Origin of the sequence: Cardinium endosymbiont of Culicoides punctatus, from assembly GCF_004354815.1 — a bacterium.
Classification (GTDB): Bacteria; Bacteroidota; Bacteroidia; order Cytophagales; family Amoebophilaceae; genus Cardinium.
On record NZ_QWJI01000056.1, the window covers coordinates 25,226 to 41,669 of the forward strand.

The window sequence follows — 16,444 nt, forward strand, 5'->3', positions numbered from 1 at the left end:
TGGTCAATTTTTAATTAATAGTACTGAGGACTTACGCAACAGGTCTAATATTAGCGCATGAACTATCGTTTGCTTTTTGTATGGATTGTTAGCTCTTTTTTAGTAGGTTTGGGAGGTTTAGATATAAGTCTTCCAACCTTTCCGTGGTCTGCTCATGCGATCAGTCGAAATGGATGCAAAAAATATGATCGTGCTACCTTTGCGGAAAAAATAATTGCTATTGACTGCAAGATAAAAGATGGTACATCCCCTCATAGCCTATTCCAATCTAAAGATTTTATAGGTATTTACCAGCATCCTCAATACTACTATTCCCATATATGGTCTGTCTTGCATAGTCGTTGGTTTAGTCAAAGGCAAAAAATAATTGTAGCTTACGCTATGTCACAATTGCCTCTTACAGATTATATCTCCTTTTTAGAAAAAAGCTACGAACTTTACCGGACCGGTTATCTAGAAGTAGATGTGCTGTCTACTATGTTGGGGAACAAGCCTATCACCCATACACATCCCATTATTACCCATATTCAAGACGCTAAAGTGACTAATATACTATTGTATATCCAAATGGATAAGAAAATAGGGCACGTGGTAGAGTATCTAAAACAGATGTGTATAAATAATTATCACTCTGATTTAGAAACAGAAAAAGAGTTTTTACGACCACCTATTTCTCTCAAAGCAATGATTGAAGATATTATTGCTAAAGAAAAACAGAAACAAAAACAAACAGATCCCATTATCTATAAGGATGTCCTATTGTCTTACAGTAATTTTATTGAGATTTATACCCATCCAGATTGCTATTTTGCAGAAGCTTTAGCTTATATCAAACAAGGCAGATACACTCGGGTCCATTATCGCATTTTGCGTGATGCCATGACTCATCTAAAAGCAGAAAACTATGCTAGACTGGTAGAAGCTTTTTGTACAGCCTACCTAAAAGGAGACATATCAGTGAACATACTTATTTCGTGTAACACCGGGTGTAGAAGCTACTTTATATACCATTACAAGCATCCAATGCTACAACGCATTTTGAATGATATAACTACCAATCAGCAACTTCCTGTAAGGTTTAAGTTATCTATAGCAGATGTAAAATCTGGAAAAGAAAAAATGATACATTCATACCATAAGGAGATGAACAAATCTTTTTGCTTTCATGAAGATATAGCAGCCAGATGGTATGCTGATGCTATGGTTATCCTATATATATTTATCTTTGTCTGTTATAGATGGATCAAATATTTACTGCAAAAGTACTGAAAATAAACCATTCGTCCATTATAAGGATACATATGTAAATAGTTGCAAACTAATGAAATCGAGTTATTTTCTGTCTGTTTTCTACTGTATAGTTTCTTTTTCAGTAGGAACATGTGTTCGTATGTGTTATAGAAAAACATGGAGTAACTATTATCTGATCTACAATGGAAGTTCTTGTACATGGCCCCAAAATATTTCTTTTGAAGAAAAGGTACATTTAATTGCAGAAAAAGTAGGTATGTGGGAGAATCCTACTGCATTATTCCATTCAAAGGATTTTGCAGTTATCTATCGTTATCCAAAAACCTATCAAAAACATGTAAAAAGGTTACTAGCCAATTCTAAGGTAGCCTTAGTACATAAGAAAATCGCACTCTATAGCATGGAGCAACTGGATTTAGACGCATACTTGTCTTTAGCAGAAGATTGCTATCAGCTTTATTGTAAAAGCATGATTCCTGATTCTTTATTGCAGATGGCATTAGGTTATTGTTTAGCTGGTGACCATCCTATGGTAAAGCATTATCAAGATGAACATGTAGTGCGATTCTTTAATACCATCAAAAAATATAACTTCTCAGATGAATTTCAGAATAATATAGAAATGATTCGGACAGGTGCTATGTGGGAACATTGGCAACATAACCAGGTGAGTACAAATTTTAAATGGGAGAAAAAGCCAATACCGTTTGTTAAAACCATCATGCATATTATCGATCAATCTAAGTACTATAAGCATTATATAGATCTTGAAGGATATATTGATGGTGCTTGATTTCAGAATGTTGTACGAGCATCCTGAATATTACATAGAGGATGCCTATCAATTGTTACGCAATCCATTTCCTGACCCCCATAAGGATGGAAAACACACACTTCAAGGAAGAATAAATGAATTGATTTTCAATACTATGAGAAAATTAGATGAAAAAGATTTTATGCTGCTTTTTAAACAACAGTATGATTTAGACGTGTACACAAATTTGATAGGTGGTATTGGTAGCAGTTACTATGATACCTTATTATTAAAACCATATCCATTTTCATTCAAGTTGCATCATGTTCTATCCTTATCTATAGAAGCACAACATAATATAAAACGCCATCAGCATCAACAAGCTGAGCAAGATAGATTGCGTAAACACTACGATATACCATTATATGATCATCATAAGCCTTTTTATTATTTTGATCTCGTCTGTGAAAAGACTCTAAAGAAGTAATCTGGCGTGATTGTTGTGAGGCTTTTGAAGAGATTGTGTAAAATGTTTTTTTTATAACTCCCCCAGGCACTTTTTTTGAATTTTTCAAAAACAACTGATTGTTAAATAGAAATATTTTTATCATATCGGAAAATATGTTACCAAAATTTTTACCACTAATTTTATATTTCATTAAAAATCAACCATAAAAAAAATCTGTTGTATGCAGAACACAGGGTACCGGGAGTTATAATATTTTTAGATCTCATTTCTATTTTATACCTTGTGTATCAATTTGGTTTTTCCATAAGGCAAACTAAACTCTTTTTTTATTTATTTTTTTACTTTTTAATATAAAATAATAAGATGTTGAATAGAATAATAAAACTACTGTGCAAACTGTTTGGTAGTGTCTACATAGCAGAAAAAGTAAGAGAGAAGCTTATTGTATCTATCTCTGAATTTCAGGATACTATGAGAGAAAAAATAAAAAAAATGGGACCAATTTTCGCATTGGTGGCTGTTATTTTCTTATTATTCAGTTTGGGATTAAGATTTTTACTTTCAGGATTGGCTTACTGGTTGAATGCTATACTAAACAGTAGTTGTTTGGGGTTTTTTATAATTTCAATCCTTTGTTTTGTAATAGTTGCTTTTGCCGTATATATCCTTCATAAAAGGACTAATCATTGACTAAAAAACAAGAAGAAGATCATACACATAATGTGGATCTGTCTAGTGCTAACTAAATAAAATGTTGCATTCTATTAAAATGCTTAACATACCATTATAAAGTTTTTTACATGCTTGCTTTTTTATTTACTTTAAGACTCTCTTTTTACAGACAGATCTATAAAAAGATTATGCCATTATGTTTATTTATCCTACTATCCTGCAAGGATTTTAAAAGTTGGGAAAGTAGATATACTGATCAAATACACATCACTTTTGAACAAAAAAAAGACGATATTGTTCCAGACAAATTAGAGAGCTTACGTAGTGTATCATTGAAATTTGAAAATTTTCAAGTAGATGGTGATATAATAAAAGATAAAAAAAAAAATGATCGTTCTTTTACATTAGAAAACCCTTTTAGTATTTACCTAAAGCCAACTATCAATCAAACCAGTTTTACCATATATAATGATGCTTACTATCAAAAAATTACCATTTCCTATGAATGTATTGTGTCTTTAATCTCTCCAGATGCTGGGGGACTTCAGCAAAAGTACATTATCAAAAATGTCGAATTTTCTAGTAAAAAAAATAAAAAAACAATTTTTAAAACGTTTAAGATAGAAAATCGAGTTCCCTCAATAAAAGAAGATAATACAAAATTAAATGATAATCATGTTACCATATATTACTAGACTGCTATTTTGTTTTATTTTACTACATATGTCTATAGACCACATTATGGCAAATGATAAAGTTCAAAAAAATAATACTTTCCCTGCCGCTTTATATTTTGGCGTTGACTTTGCTAAAACTTGTACTGGCTGGTACAACAAGACAGGTAGTATGTATGAGATAAATGGATCTATTGATTTAAATAATATTTTATTGGATGTAGATTATGGATTTGGAGCAATTCACTATGATAAGCAAATGCAGAAAGGCTCTTTTTCGCACACAGATGGGCGTTATTTTAGAGTAGGACTTGGTTATAACCTTTTATCTTCCACCTTTGACCATAATCAGTTTTTTATAGGCTTGCGCTATGCAAGAAGCTTTTTTAATTTTCAACTAAAGAGTAATAAGTTGCAATGCAAGCACAAACCAGAAGAAGATTGCAAACAAAGATGTAGTGCACCACTGTCTCTGAGCGATCTAAAAGGCAAAGGGATAGCTCATTGGTGGGAAATTATAGCAGGAGGCAAGGTACGAGTTATTAACATAGTGTATATTGGCTGTACGGCACGGTATAAATTTGGTAAAAAGATGGAAGATAAACTTCATATCCTACCATTTGACATCCCTGGCTTTGGACTAGAGGAACATGAACATGCCTTTGGATACAGCTTTTATATTATATTAGGTATACCATTACAAAAAGAAATGAAAACAGCCAAAACAGCTACTTCTACTAAAAAACTTTAACTAAATCACGTATATTTGTTCATGCACATAGCATTGTCCTTTTGTTTATAAGAACTTGTGTAAAGACCTCTCCTATTTCCAGAGGATAGCGGTCTTATTTCTTGGTAATTTGTTTTAATTTACTTAAATTTAGTTTAATACGTTATACGAGAAGCGCCTCTATTTGTATTGGAATATCAATATTTTCGTTTCGATGCCTGAAGATTAATAAATATTTTTTATTCATTATTAAACATAATATGTACTCTTTTGTATATTTTAGTTATTGTTTTACACTTATAAATTCCAAAAAGTTTTTGTGTAATGGAGCCTAAAAAAATATGAAGTGCTAAATTATTCCTTGTAAATAAAATTTTTGTTATGAAGCAGTACCTTAAATGCTTTTCCATCTTATTATTTATCATTCTTTTAGATCAGGTATCTAAACTTTGGGTCTATCACAACATGGAAATGGGACCTGGTGGACAAATCCATATTTTAGGTAATTTTTTAAAACTTACCTATACATTGAATCCTGGTATGGCTTTTGGCATTCAAATAGGGCTAAAATATGGAAAATTATTTCTATCGATACTACGCATTCTTGCTTCCACGGGTATTGCTTGGTATATCATTCGCTTTTTAAAAAAACATGGTCCTACTATTTATATTTGGGGATGGGTATCGGTATTAGCAGGTGCTATTGGTAATAGTATAGATAGTATTTTCTATGGTGTTTGCTTAGGAAATACACCTTCTGATGCTCCAATCAACTGGTTTTATGGACAGGTAATAGATATGATTCATGTCGATATTTGGTCAGGTGTTATGCCTAATTGGATGCCCATATGGGGTGGCTATGAAGTCTACTGTCTTCCTGTATTCAACATAGCTGATGTGGCTATATTTATTGGTCTATTGATTGTTATGCGCTCATTTCATCCAATAACTATAGTTGAGGAAGACCAAGCAAAAAGTTAATATATCTTTACTTGCATGGATAATATCCATGATCATATAAATTATTGATATTAAGATTTTTTGCGAAATACCATACAAACCAGATGGCCTTTAGACTTTTTCATTACAATAGATCCAGCAATTACAAAAGGAAAAACAGATTTCGACTTTACACACTAAAAAAATGAATTCTTTTTATGCTTGATAGAACCATTCCACCTAAATCCAAGGAAATAGAAGATATTGATTTTCCTTGGCCAGAATTTTATGCACTTCGCAATCAAATCCCCCTTTATGTTTTAAATGGTGGTAGCCAACCAATTATAGAGCTAGAATTGGTATTTAGGTCTGGGAGTTATTACGAAACGTATCCAGGAACAGCTTATTTTACTTCCGCTATGTTATTGGAAGGTACCAAGCATAAAAGTACACAAGACATTGCCAATATAATGGACTATTATGGTGCAACGATTGGCACACGATCACAAGCTGATTTTTGTGTCGTGTCCTTGTCTACTTTGTACAAACATCTTAGTCCCATGCTAGATCTATTGGTAGAAATACTATTAGAATCTAACTTTCCTCAAAAGTCACTCAAACTACTAAAAGAATTAAAGGCTCAAACTATTCAAGTAGCAAATAAAAAAAATAGAAAAGTTGCCTATAAGCAATTTTTTGAATCTCTTTTTACTACGGAACATCCTTATGGGAGGCATTTGACCTTAAAAAACGTTGTTGATATTCAGATAGACTATTTGGATGACTATTACAAAAATACTTTCTTTTGTGACTGTTCAGCTTTTGCAAGTGGACAAATTACTCCAGCGGCATTACAACGTATTCAACAATTTTTAGAGCAATTGCCTCAACAAAAAAGATACCAAGACAATAAAAAAGTTCATTATAAACATCCTGCGAATAAAGTTCACTTAACTAATGGACAACGTTTACAGTCTGCAATTGTAATTGGCAAACCATTGATGATTAAAAAAGATCCTGATTTTTTACCTATGATTGTTGTAAATGAGCTTTTGGGAGGCTATTTTGGCTCTCGACTCATGCGAAACATACGAGAAGAGAAGGGTTATAGTTATGGTATTTACTCTAGTATTAATGCTTTACAAGAAGCTGGTTATTTAGGTATTGCCACAGAAGTCGCTCAAAATGTAACACAAGAAACCATACAAGAAATATATAAAGAGATAGAAACACTACAGCATGAGTTGGTCGGAGAAGAAGAATTGCAAAAAGTAAAAAACTATTTACTAGGCAGTTTTTTAAAAACCATTAATGATCCTTTTTCTATCATGCAAAAATTCCAAGCAGCATACTTACATGGATTGGATAAAAGTTATTATAATGCATTTTATAATCAAGTTCGTAATATAACACCTTTAGAAATTAGAAATTTAGCTCGGAAATACTTATCTTTAAGTACTTTAACAGAAATAGTTGTAAGTTAATGAAATGATATAGCGTTATTCGTTTTTTCGAAAAGATATATCTTAACGCTATTTGCATTTAATATAATAAGAAAGTATATTTGATGTCTCCTTGTTTTATAGGATTTTCAAATTTTTTTGTTGGTTCAGTTTTTTTTAAAAAAGTGTGGATTATATAAGTTATAAGACAAAATATGCTAATAAGCAGAGTGTTGACAAGCAATGGGTGGTTGTTGATGCTTCTTCACAAACACTGGGTAGATTGGCTAGCCAGGTTGCTTACGTGATTCGAGGAAAGCACAAGCCAAATTTTACACCTCATGTAGACTGTGGAGATCATGTTATTGTGCTTAATGCAGGAAAAATATCTTTATCAGGTAATAAATGGGTGAAAAAGAATTATGTTACTTACTCAGGTTATCCTGGTGGCATCAAAAAAACAACCCCTAGGGAACTTGAAACTTCCAATCCCAAACGCATTATAGAGCATGCGGTAAAAGGCATGTTGCCAAAAAATAGATTAGGAAGGAGATTGTTTCAAAACCTACATGTTTGTGAGGGAGATGTACACCAGTATGCAGCTCAAAAACCAGTCCACATAATGCTAAAATACTAACAGATGGAAACAATCAATGCGGTAGGTCGTAGAAAGACCGCTATAGCTAGGGTTTATCTTATTAAGGGAACAGGAGAAATAAAAGTTAACCGAAGATCCCTTTTGGATTACTTTCCAGTAGAAGAAATTAGCTTAATCGTTAAACAACCACTAGAAAAATTGCAAATATTAGATAAGTATGATCTAAATATTAATGTTGCTGGTGGGGGGCTACGTGGACAAGCTGAAGCCATTCGTTTAGGGGTTGCTAGGGCTCTTTGTAAGCTAGATCTAGAAAATAATAGACCTCTTCTCAAGAAGGAAGGTTTTCTTACCAGAGATGCTAGAGTAGTAGAACGAAAGAAATATGGTCGTAAAAAAGCAAGAAAGAGATTCCAGTTCACCAAACGTTAGTCCTATTTTAAGTTACTATTATCCATAATGATAAAATTAGAACACAAAACCCTGCTCGATGCTGGTGTCCATTTTGGACATTTGACCAGAAAGTGGAATCCTAAGATGGCCCCTTTCATTTTTATGAAACAGAATGGTATCCACATAATCGATTTAAACCAAACAATTACTTCCATGCAAGAAGTTGCTTTGCAATTAAATGCAATAGCACGAACTGGAAAAAAGATTTTATTTGTGGCTACTAAAAAACAAGCTAAGGTCGTTGTCGAAAAAGTTGCAAAAGATTTAGCGATGCCTTATGTCACAGAAAGGTGGCTTGGTGGTACGCTTACTAATTTTGTAACTATTAGAAAGTTACTAAAGCGTATGTCTGTAATAGAAAAAAACATACACTCAGCTGCTTACAAAAATTTAGCAAAGAAAGAACAATTGGTTATTGCACGAGAGCAAAAAAAGTTGAACAGAATATTACAAGGACTTGCTAATGTTACTAGGCTTCCATCTGCTTTATTTGTAATAGATGTCAATAAGGAACATATTGCTATACAAGAAGCTCGTAAATTAGGCATTCCAGTTTTTGCACTTACAGATACCAACACAGATCCAGATCTAGTTGATTACTCCATTCCTGGAAATGACGACTCTTTCCGCTCCATTGATATTATAGTGGATTATATGGCACATGCAATCAAAGAAGGGCTTGAGCTTTATAAAAAAGAAAAAGCAGAAACACTGTCTAAGCAAGAGTCTACTGAAGAGGTAAAGGTTAATGGTGCCGGTATGTCTAAAACTATCGCTAAGAAAGGTGTAAAAATTGTGCAGGGTGTGGCAGTAAAGAAAACTTTTTCAGAAGCATCAAAGATGAACAAGACTACTAGGTTTAAACCTTCTGTAAATAAGTCAAAAGAAACAACTATGGCTCCTAATATTGCATCCAATCCAGCAATTAAGCAGATTCAAGCAACAACCGCCTCTGATGTTGCATCCAATGCAGTAGTTGAGAAGACACAAACAACAGTTGCTGAGCGTGAGTTATCTAATACAACGACTGAAAATCAGCAAGAAGCACCAACTTCTAACGAAAGTTAAGCAGTCAGTAGATAGGGATCGTTCTGGGATAATTAATTTCTAGCGCTAATTTTTTCTGTTTTTATTTTAATTGAGAAAATTAGCGTTGAAATTTTCTTTTTGTTGTTTACTATAACCAAATATAGTTTTGGTATATTCCCTAAACTAAAAATAGTTTTTTCTCTATTGGCATAAAGAAGTTTCTTATTACACTTAATATTTTTTATATATGGCTATTACAGCACAAGACGTAGCTGCACTGAGAAAAAAAACTGGTGCAGGAATGATGGATTGCAAAAAAGCACTGACAGAAACTGGGGGTGATTTTGAACAAGCAATTATTTTTCTCAGAAAAAAAGGGCAAGAAATATCTGCAAATCGTGCTGAACGCAATGCATGTGAAGGAAGCGTTTTTGCCAGTGTAAATGCAGAACATACAGAGGCTTTTTTAATAGTTATGAATTGCGAAACTGATTTTGTGGCTAAAAATGAATCATTTTTGAAATTAGGAAAAACAATATTAGAAGCTGTAGTAGCACATAAGCCTATTTCTATAGAAGCATTACATGCATTACCATTAGGTGATGGAACTGTTCAAGATGCTATTGTTGCATCTATAGGTACTATAGGCGAAAAAATTGCTATCTCTACTTATGAAAGATTACAAGGAGATAGTGTTGTTTCTTATATTCACGCCGGTAATAACCTTGGGGTCTTAGTCGCATTACAAGGGGCTACAGGTGAACAAGTTATAGCTTCAGGTAGGGACATTGCCATGCAAGTAGCTGCCATGAATCCAATAACAATTGATAAGGATCAGATAGATCCAGCTCTAATTGAAAGAGAACGAGCCATTATTGAAGAGCAAGTTACGAAGGAAGGACTTACAGAAAATAAAACAGAAAAAATTATCCAAGGTAGGCTTACTAAGTTTTTCCAAGAAAATTCACTATTGCAGCAACCATTTGTAAAAAACAATAAGCTAACAGTAGCTCAGTTTCTTCAGGAAATTGCACCATCGTTAACAGTTACTGCATTCAAACGAATTAGTGTAGGAGGCTAATATAGCTCTATACCAAAAAGAAAAAAATTATTTAAAGATGATTCTGTATCGGTTCACGTGTGTAGTTGAATTTTCTTTAGCTACACATATGAACTGGTATCATTTGTAACTCCCCATATCCTCTATGTTCCGTATAAGGTTTAAAAAATATTTATGCTTAATAATCAATGATTTTTTAATAAAACAAACAAGACCCTAAAAAAGCATCTGAGGAGTTTCTTTTTATGATTGTTTTTATTTAATAAATTTGTATATTGATATATATATATTCTTTAATGTAATCTTTTATATGTATATTTTTTATTAATTATATGTATATTTTTTATTAATGTTTCTAAAATAAATGAAGACTGTTTATCACGTCCTTATGCATATGTTTTTTTCTCTTCCTTTCGTTTTTACTGTGAAGCTACTATAATGTATCTCCTATTTGATTGTTATTTAATAACGTTACTACGCTTTTTGTTGGCATAAACATTTTCTAAACCTTTTTTTTAAGCTTTCAGTATATTTATCTTTTTTGGGTACATCTTTAGTATGTCATCTCTTTTTCATATCGATAGGAATTTAGTTAGGGAATATCTCATTCGCAGTTACCCCATTATCTTCAGTACATTAAATTTTCTTGCACTCGAAGCCGTTAACACAATTATGGTAAGTAGGATTGACATGCATCATGCTGCTTCTGTTATGTTTGCCAATACATTGTTTAATATTTTTAAGAGAGTTAATTCTGGTATTTCTGTAAGTGTTTCTCCATTAATTGCACTTTCAGATCGCAGGAAAAACAACAAAAAAGTTACCTATATCTTAAATCATGCATTGTTGCTAAATACATTTTTTGCTTTTCTTTTTCTTATTTTTTTGTTTGGGCTATCTTTTTATATGGGAAAAATAAGCAAGTTTGCTAAGGTTGTTGCTTTATGGCGTCCTTATTTGCTGATTATATCTATTTCCCTTATTCCTTCAGCTATTAATAATATGATAAGACGTTATTTAGAAGGACTTGCTTGTGGGAAAATTGGATTATTTCTTGGATTTTTAACACTAATTCTAAATGTTGTATTCAATTTTTTATTGATTTATGGTACATGTGGATTCCCTATGCTTGGACTAAATGGAGCTGGTATTGCTATTGTACTCTCAGAAACACTTACTGCAGTGGTAGGCATGCTTTATTTGACTTATGTACAACCAAATGGCTATCCAGTAAAATATAGTATTCACCAAATATCGTGGAAATATTTTAAAAAAATATTAGGCATGGGTTTGCCTGTTGGGCTGCAGTTTGGTGTTGAAGGAGTATATTTGTTTTTGATTACAATAATGGCAAGTTGGGCTAGTGTAGAAGCACAAGCAGCACATGCCATATTATTTAATATATGTCAATTAACTACAATTTTTACGGTAGGTTTAGGACTATCTGGTTCTATATTGGTAGCTCAACAACATGGTAAAAACAATGGCTCCTTAGTAAGAAAAATAGTTACTACAGGATGTTGGATGATTCTATCTATTTCTATACTAATTGGATTTATGATGTTATTTATTAGTCCTTATATTATCCGCTTTTATAAGCCATCTTATGATGTAGATTACTTAATCAAACATTTGATTAAACATTTATCATTTTTTCAATTATTCTACGGATTATGTTATTGGGGTACTAGTGTACTACGTGGTTTGAACGATAGAACTTTACCATTTGTATTGAGTTTTATTACCCAACTTGTAGGGATAATGGTTTGTTATATTCTTGTTATAAAATATAATTGGGGCATAAATGGTGTGTGGTTATCTTTAATATTTGAACGTGTTTTATTAAGCTTGTTTTTACTCGTTCGATTTAAATATAAAGCTGAAGCATTTCACTAGTAGCCCAAAGTAGTTGGTGTTGACTATAAGAGCATCCAGATAATATATCTGGAACAAAAAAACCTGCACGGACGTACCCCACTTGCTCAAGCAGTGCATGGTGGTCATGTAAAAATCATAGAGTTGCTATTAAATCACGGGCCAATCCGGAAGGTATTACAACAATAAAGCGGCCATGAAATCCGAAAGACATATCAAGCCATAAAAAATTGATGTTTTAAAAAACACTATGATTCATCCAAAATAGGACTAGAAATATCCTCTTCATTTTCTCTTAAATCTATTATCTCTAAGTCTTTACATACATGTATATCAAACTTAAAATAGTCATCAGATAATGGAATATTAGCAGCAAAACTATTTATGGTACATACATACTTTATTTCTTCATTTTGTACTATTTCCCATTTATGAATCTGAAAAGAAGCACGATCTATTTCAAGCGTAATGCTTTTAAAAGCACTATCCTCACTAGAAGGTATCAATTGTACAACGTCTCGAATGATATTTTTTCTTTTATTTAAGACATGCTCTTGAACATAAAAAAAAAGGTACCCATATTGATAAAGATTGTAAAGATCAGCAAAATTCAGAGAATAATTGGTTTTATCATAATCACTAATCGTAACTTCTTTCATCTCTTTATCATATACCCAGATGGTTTCGCCATCCGTTATAGTTTCTTTTTGATCATAAGATAATCTATACTGGTGACCTCGAACTATAATGGTCAATTTAGAGGATTGAGTTATATCTTCTTCTGGATATTTAATAACAAGATCATAGGTAGCACGAAAGTTTTCTAATCCTTGATAATATGCAGAAGTCTTTTCTAAAATTTCCAATGCTTTCTCATCTACCTGAGCAAAAACCTTATTAGCTAATAAAGTAAGTATTACAATAAAAAATGACCTTAATATTACTACAAAGAAAATCCAAAAGCTACGGGTTCGCATATCAATAACACCTAATTAAAATTTTATTACTAAAATTACAAAGAAAAAAGATATGTGAATAAGCATTATTACTTATTGTGCGAAAGTTCTGAAACGGATTAATAAATATATAGAAGACCTCATCATTCTTGTAGATTAATACCTTATTAAGGGATACCCATCCCACAATTAAAACTTACTAGAATTTATCATTATTACCTAATGTTTTATACATAGACCATTCTGACATTAACAAGTTCCTAATTTTCACATTGTGTGTTAGTGTACCATCTATTTGGAATCCATGTTTTTTGTAAAAATTAATGGCTCTAATATTGTTTTTTAGGACGCTAAGTCGAAAAATTTCTACTCCTTGATTCCGTGCATCATTTTCCAATGATTTTAATAATAAGTTAGCATAACCTTTTCCAAAATATTTTGATCGTATTGCTATTACTAAATTCATGACATGTTTCACTTTTTCAAGCTTCTTTCTCATACCAAGTATATATCCTACTGGGATATCTTGATCAGTATAAACAATAAAACCAGTAATAAAAGACAAATTTATATCATGGATCATCCGTAATTGCTCTTCTCGACTGCTATTCCTCTCATGTGGATAAAGTAGAAGATAATCTTCTGATTCACAATCTATATGCCTACATACTTCAAAATAATCAGATATATTTAATGCACTTAATTTTATAACCGTTTGAAATTCTTGTTCTGAATTAATTAAGTAATTTGAAGAATTATGATATTCAAATGATTCTAAAGCACTTTCTTTTTTATCCATTTTATTATCAATTTTGTGCGGAATATTGGTGTGTTTATACCCCTTTATTTCTTGTTTTACTTTTTCGTGTAATTGTTTTATTGGATAATACAAAATCTCCATCTTTACGTTCAAAATATTGCTTATCCTCTTGTAAAAATCTTAAGCTATCATTACTTTTTTTGCGTTTTACTACTATAGAGGATGCATTTATATTGCGATGGTTAGGATTTTTATTGGTTGTTTGCACATCAAAAATGCAATTCAATCCCATATTGATCACCCTTTTATAATCTTTATAATATTTTTTATCGTAGTTCCTATCTTCTATTTGTTGCAATGCTTCATTAGCGCTTCCATTCTTTTTTAGTTCTAAAATATAAACGGTTTTATGATTATGGTCATTAATTACTATATCCGGACGTCCACTACCTGAATGCTCTTCTACAGACACTGTTATGCCATCTTTATCATGACAAGCACCAACTAAGAATAAATAAAGCGCACGATGAAATCTTTTTTTTATTCATTTTCAATAAACACATAACTGGTATTAGAAAAACAACAATTATATAACATAAATAAAAGTTAAAAAAGGTACCTGGGGAGTTACAAAATATCAATTATTGACTACTTTTCGAAAGTCCTGTTCAAAAGACCCTAATCTTATGTAGGATTAGTATGTAATATTTGCTCACATATATTTTCCATTTCTGATAACCAGGTTAAAGCATTATTTTTTTTGGACCATGGAATGTAAAAATCTATAGTATCTTTTGCTATTCTTTTTTGGTCTTCTAGTTTTCGTGCAGCTATAGTTCTTAGATTATGCAATCTATCAGCTAGTTTAATCTGAACAACACGAATATCCTTGCACTTATTTAATATAATTTGATTATCAGTATTATCTAACCGACATTCCGCACTAAAAAAAGTTTTTTTTAATTAAATAATTATGTAATTTTAGATTGATTATTAATTTATTTTGTATTGATATGGAAGCAAGCAGTAAAGTTCTAGATCATTTAGGTTTAGTATCTGCGACAGCAAACAACTTATCTTTGGTATCACTCATTGACGAATGTTTACCTCTTAGCAAAAACGCGAAAACTACTTATGGTCAGCGTGTATTAGCTATGATACTCAATGGACTAGGTTTTATAGATGATAGGCTATACTTATTTCCTAAATTCTTAGCGAACAAGCCAGTAGATAAATTATTAGGTCCCGGTCTTTTAGCTGAAGACTTTAATGATGATGCCTTAGGCCGTGCTCTAGATGCTATTTTCGCGTATGGTCCCCAGAAGTTATTTTCTCATATAGCGTTATCTATTGCTTTAAAATATAATTTAATCGGCAAATCAGTTCATTTAGACACTACTACCTTAAGTGTATATGGCACAGATTATGATAATCATTTAGATTCCTCTCTTTCATCTGATGCACAAGTTCCATTTCCAACTTATGGCTACGCCAAAAATAAACGCTTTGATCTTAAACAAATGACATTGCTCTTGGCCACAACAGGTTCTGCCCATTTTCCTGTTTGGATGGAAGCCCATTCTGGTAATGCATCAGATAGTAAAACCTTAGATGCAGCTGCAAGTCGATTACAACAATTTTGTAAAGCACTTAAAGAAGTTCCTGATTTACTTTATGTTGCTGATGCATCCTTTTATCCCAAATGTGTTGAACAAGGAGACCATTTATTATGGCTTACCCGAGTTCCCTCTACTATACAAGATTGTAAAACACTTTTACATCGATCAGATATACCATGGATACCTCTAGAAGGAGGATACCAGATCTATCCTACTATAGTGACATATAAAAAAGTTAAACAACGTTGGTTTTTAATTTATTCACAACAAGCTTACGATCGAGAAATAATTACGCTGAATCATCGTATCAAGAAAGAAGGTATAGATCTACAAAAACAGTTAGTGCGTTTAAGTTATGAACAGTTTGGTTGCCAAAAAGATATAGATAAATCTGTAAAACAACTATCTAAAACTATTAAATATCATAAAATAGACTATACTACTAAACAGGTTCATCAATATAAATGTAAAGGACGTCCTTCCAAAGATACCCAACCCCTAGCTACCGTTTATCAAGTAGTTCCTGTCTTTTCTCGTAATGAAGTATCTATTACACAAGCTAGTAGAACTAAAGGACGTTTTGTATTAGCTACTAATCAGTGGGATATACAATCCTTGCCCAATCAAGAGGTTTTATCCACTTACAAAGAACAGGCAGGTACAGAGGCTGGATTTAAGTTTATAAAAGATAACACCTTTGAAGTGGATTCTATTTTTCTCAAAAAACCAGGACGTATTAATGCACTTATGATGATAATGACACTTTGTTTAATGACTTACAGTTTTGCACAGTATTTTTTGAGACAACAGTTAATAACCACAGATACTACAGTAACCACACAGAGTGGTAAACAGACTAAAAAACCTACTATGAAATGGATATATCGTTTATTTCATGGTATACATTTACTTGATATGAATATAGATGGCGTTGCTATACGCAAAGTATTAAATATAGATGCATTTCGTAGTCGCATTATTAGGTATTTTGGGCCGATGGCCTGTAGTATTTATGAAATATCAGATGAAAAAATTGCGATATAATCTATGTAATCAGAAGTATAACCTATTAGGTAAGATTATGTAATAAATATTGAATAATAATATATTTAAAATCAGGTTTTGGCTTATTTTATGATTTTTTGTGTAAAAATATCATGAGA

General features: G+C 32.0%; 18 protein-coding genes. 14 read left to right on the plus strand and 4 right to left on the minus strand.

Annotation, left to right across the window (positions count from 1 at the left end):
• Window positions 1–57 precede the first annotated feature (57 nt).
• From CCPUN_RS04505 to CCPUN_RS04945, 13 genes are all read left to right on the plus strand, one after another.
• Window positions 58–1,269, plus strand: coding sequence for a hypothetical protein (locus tag CCPUN_RS04505; RefSeq protein ID WP_133282378.1), 1,212 nt, complete (start codon window positions 58–60; stop codon window positions 1,267–1,269).
• A gap of 52 nt (window positions 1,270–1,321) precedes the next feature.
• Complete coding sequence (locus CCPUN_RS04510; protein WP_133282379.1) at window positions 1,322–2,044, plus strand: hypothetical protein; 723 nt, start codon at window positions 1,322–1,324, stop codon at window positions 2,042–2,044.
• Window positions 2,034–2,492: a hypothetical protein gene (locus tag CCPUN_RS04515; protein WP_165941964.1), complete on the plus strand. Its 459-nt coding sequence runs from the start codon at window positions 2,034–2,036 to the stop codon at window positions 2,490–2,492. Before CCPUN_RS04510 ends, CCPUN_RS04515 begins: the two co-directional genes overlap by 11 nt.
• A gap of 782 nt (window positions 2,493–3,274) precedes the next feature.
• Window positions 3,275–3,841: a hypothetical protein gene (locus CCPUN_RS04520; protein WP_133282381.1), complete on the plus strand. Its 567-nt coding sequence runs from the start codon at window positions 3,275–3,277 to the stop codon at window positions 3,839–3,841.
• Window positions 3,842–3,887: 46 nt separating this feature from the next.
• On the plus strand, window positions 3,888–4,571 hold the full coding sequence (locus tag CCPUN_RS04525; RefSeq protein ID WP_133282382.1) for a DUF6048 family protein: 684 nt from the start codon (window positions 3,888–3,890) through the stop codon (window positions 4,569–4,571).
• Between the two features lie 360 nt (window positions 4,572–4,931).
• Window positions 4,932–5,531: a lipoprotein signal peptidase gene (locus tag CCPUN_RS04530; RefSeq protein WP_133282383.1), complete on the plus strand. Its 600-nt coding sequence runs from the start codon at window positions 4,932–4,934 to the stop codon at window positions 5,529–5,531.
• Window positions 5,532–5,707: 176 nt separating this feature from the next.
• Window positions 5,708–6,973, plus strand: a complete 1,266-nt coding sequence (locus CCPUN_RS04535; protein WP_133282384.1) for a M16 family metallopeptidase — start codon at window positions 5,708–5,710, stop codon at window positions 6,971–6,973.
• Window positions 6,974–7,118: 145 nt separating this feature from the next.
• Window positions 7,119–7,568 (plus strand): 50S ribosomal protein L13, encoded by a 450-nt coding sequence (gene rplM / locus CCPUN_RS04540; protein WP_133282385.1) that lies wholly within the window; start codon window positions 7,119–7,121, stop codon window positions 7,566–7,568.
• A 3-nt stretch (window positions 7,569–7,571) separates the two neighbouring features.
• Complete coding sequence (rpsI, locus tag CCPUN_RS04545) at window positions 7,572–7,961, plus strand: 30S ribosomal protein S9 (RefSeq protein WP_133282386.1); 390 nt, start codon at window positions 7,572–7,574, stop codon at window positions 7,959–7,961.
• A 27-nt stretch (window positions 7,962–7,988) separates the two neighbouring features.
• The gene (rpsB, locus tag CCPUN_RS04550; protein ID WP_133282387.1) at window positions 7,989–9,050 is read left to right on the plus strand and encodes a 30S ribosomal protein S2; all 1,062 of its coding nucleotides are present in this window, start codon (window positions 7,989–7,991) and stop codon (window positions 9,048–9,050) included.
• A gap of 208 nt (window positions 9,051–9,258) precedes the next feature.
• Complete coding sequence (tsf, locus tag CCPUN_RS04555; RefSeq protein WP_133282388.1) at window positions 9,259–10,092, plus strand: translation elongation factor Ts; 834 nt, start codon at window positions 9,259–9,261, stop codon at window positions 10,090–10,092.
• A gap of 537 nt (window positions 10,093–10,629) precedes the next feature.
• A complete protein-coding gene (locus CCPUN_RS04560) occupies window positions 10,630–11,967 on the plus strand; it encodes an MATE family efflux transporter (RefSeq protein WP_133282389.1) in 1,338 nt (445 codons plus the stop codon).
• A 63-nt stretch (window positions 11,968–12,030) separates the two neighbouring features.
• A complete protein-coding gene (locus tag CCPUN_RS04945) occupies window positions 12,031–12,135 on the plus strand; it encodes a hypothetical protein (protein ID WP_420888381.1) in 105 nt (34 codons plus the stop codon).
• A 59-nt stretch (window positions 12,136–12,194) separates the two neighbouring features.
• Here the strand turns inward: CCPUN_RS04945 and lolA1 are convergent, their stop codons facing one another.
• From lolA1 to CCPUN_RS04585, 4 genes are all read right to left on the minus strand, one after another.
• Entirely contained in the window at window positions 12,195–12,923 is a 729-nt protein-coding gene (lolA1, locus tag CCPUN_RS04570; RefSeq protein WP_133282390.1) for an outer membrane lipoprotein periplasmic chaperone LolA1, read from the minus strand.
• 178 nt (window positions 12,924–13,101) lie between these two features.
• On the minus strand, window positions 13,102–13,701 hold the full coding sequence (locus CCPUN_RS04575) for a GNAT family N-acetyltransferase (protein ID WP_165941966.1): 600 nt from the start codon (window positions 13,699–13,701) through the stop codon (window positions 13,102–13,104).
• Window positions 13,702–13,735: 34 nt separating this feature from the next.
• Window positions 13,736–14,206, minus strand: coding sequence for a PD-(D/E)XK nuclease domain-containing protein (locus CCPUN_RS04580; protein WP_133282392.1), 471 nt, complete (start codon window positions 14,204–14,206; stop codon window positions 13,736–13,738).
• A 140-nt stretch (window positions 14,207–14,346) separates the two neighbouring features.
• Window positions 14,347–14,571 carry an HD domain-containing protein gene (locus tag CCPUN_RS04585; RefSeq protein ID WP_133282393.1) on the minus strand — a complete coding sequence of 75 codons (225 nt, stop codon included), beginning with the start codon at window positions 14,569–14,571 and terminating at the stop codon, window positions 14,347–14,349.
• Between the two features lie 104 nt (window positions 14,572–14,675).
• On the opposite strand from CCPUN_RS04585, the gene CCPUN_RS04590 reads away from it, so the two are divergent.
• Complete coding sequence (locus CCPUN_RS04590) at window positions 14,676–16,325, plus strand: IS1634 family transposase (RefSeq protein ID WP_133282394.1); 1,650 nt, start codon at window positions 14,676–14,678, stop codon at window positions 16,323–16,325.
• Window positions 16,326–16,444: the final 119 nt, after the last annotated feature.

Coding starts and splice junctions, on each gene's coding strand:
- CCPUN_RS04525 (WP_133282382.1), top strand. CDS start 3,888: ATGGCAAATGATAAAGTTCAAAAAAATAATACTTTCCCTGCCGCTTTA.
- rpsB (WP_133282387.1), top strand. CDS start 7,989: ATGATAAAATTAGAACACAAAACCCTGCTCGATGCTGGTGTCCATTTT.
- CCPUN_RS04510 (WP_133282379.1), top strand. CDS start 1,322: ATGAAATCGAGTTATTTTCTGTCTGTTTTCTACTGTATAGTTTCTTTT.
- CCPUN_RS04575 (WP_165941966.1), bottom strand. CDS start 13,701: ATGGATAAAAAAGAAAGTGCTTTAGAATCATTTGAATATCATAATTCT.
- rpsI (WP_133282386.1), top strand. CDS start 7,572: ATGGAAACAATCAATGCGGTAGGTCGTAGAAAGACCGCTATAGCTAGG.
- CCPUN_RS04520 (WP_133282381.1), top strand. CDS start 3,275: ATGCTTGCTTTTTTATTTACTTTAAGACTCTCTTTTTACAGACAGATC.
- tsf (WP_133282388.1), top strand. CDS start 9,259: ATGGCTATTACAGCACAAGACGTAGCTGCACTGAGAAAAAAAACTGGT.
- CCPUN_RS04530 (WP_133282383.1), top strand. CDS start 4,932: ATGAAGCAGTACCTTAAATGCTTTTCCATCTTATTATTTATCATTCTT.
- CCPUN_RS04560 (WP_133282389.1), top strand. CDS start 10,630: ATGTCATCTCTTTTTCATATCGATAGGAATTTAGTTAGGGAATATCTC.
- CCPUN_RS04515 (WP_165941964.1), top strand. CDS start 2,034: ATGGTGCTTGATTTCAGAATGTTGTACGAGCATCCTGAATATTACATA.
- CCPUN_RS04590 (WP_133282394.1), top strand. CDS start 14,676: ATGGAAGCAAGCAGTAAAGTTCTAGATCATTTAGGTTTAGTATCTGCG.
- CCPUN_RS04505 (WP_133282378.1), top strand. CDS start 58: ATGAACTATCGTTTGCTTTTTGTATGGATTGTTAGCTCTTTTTTAGTA.
- CCPUN_RS04535 (WP_133282384.1), top strand. CDS start 5,708: ATGCTTGATAGAACCATTCCACCTAAATCCAAGGAAATAGAAGATATT.
- lolA1 (WP_133282390.1), bottom strand. CDS start 12,923: ATGCGAACCCGTAGCTTTTGGATTTTCTTTGTAGTAATATTAAGGTCA.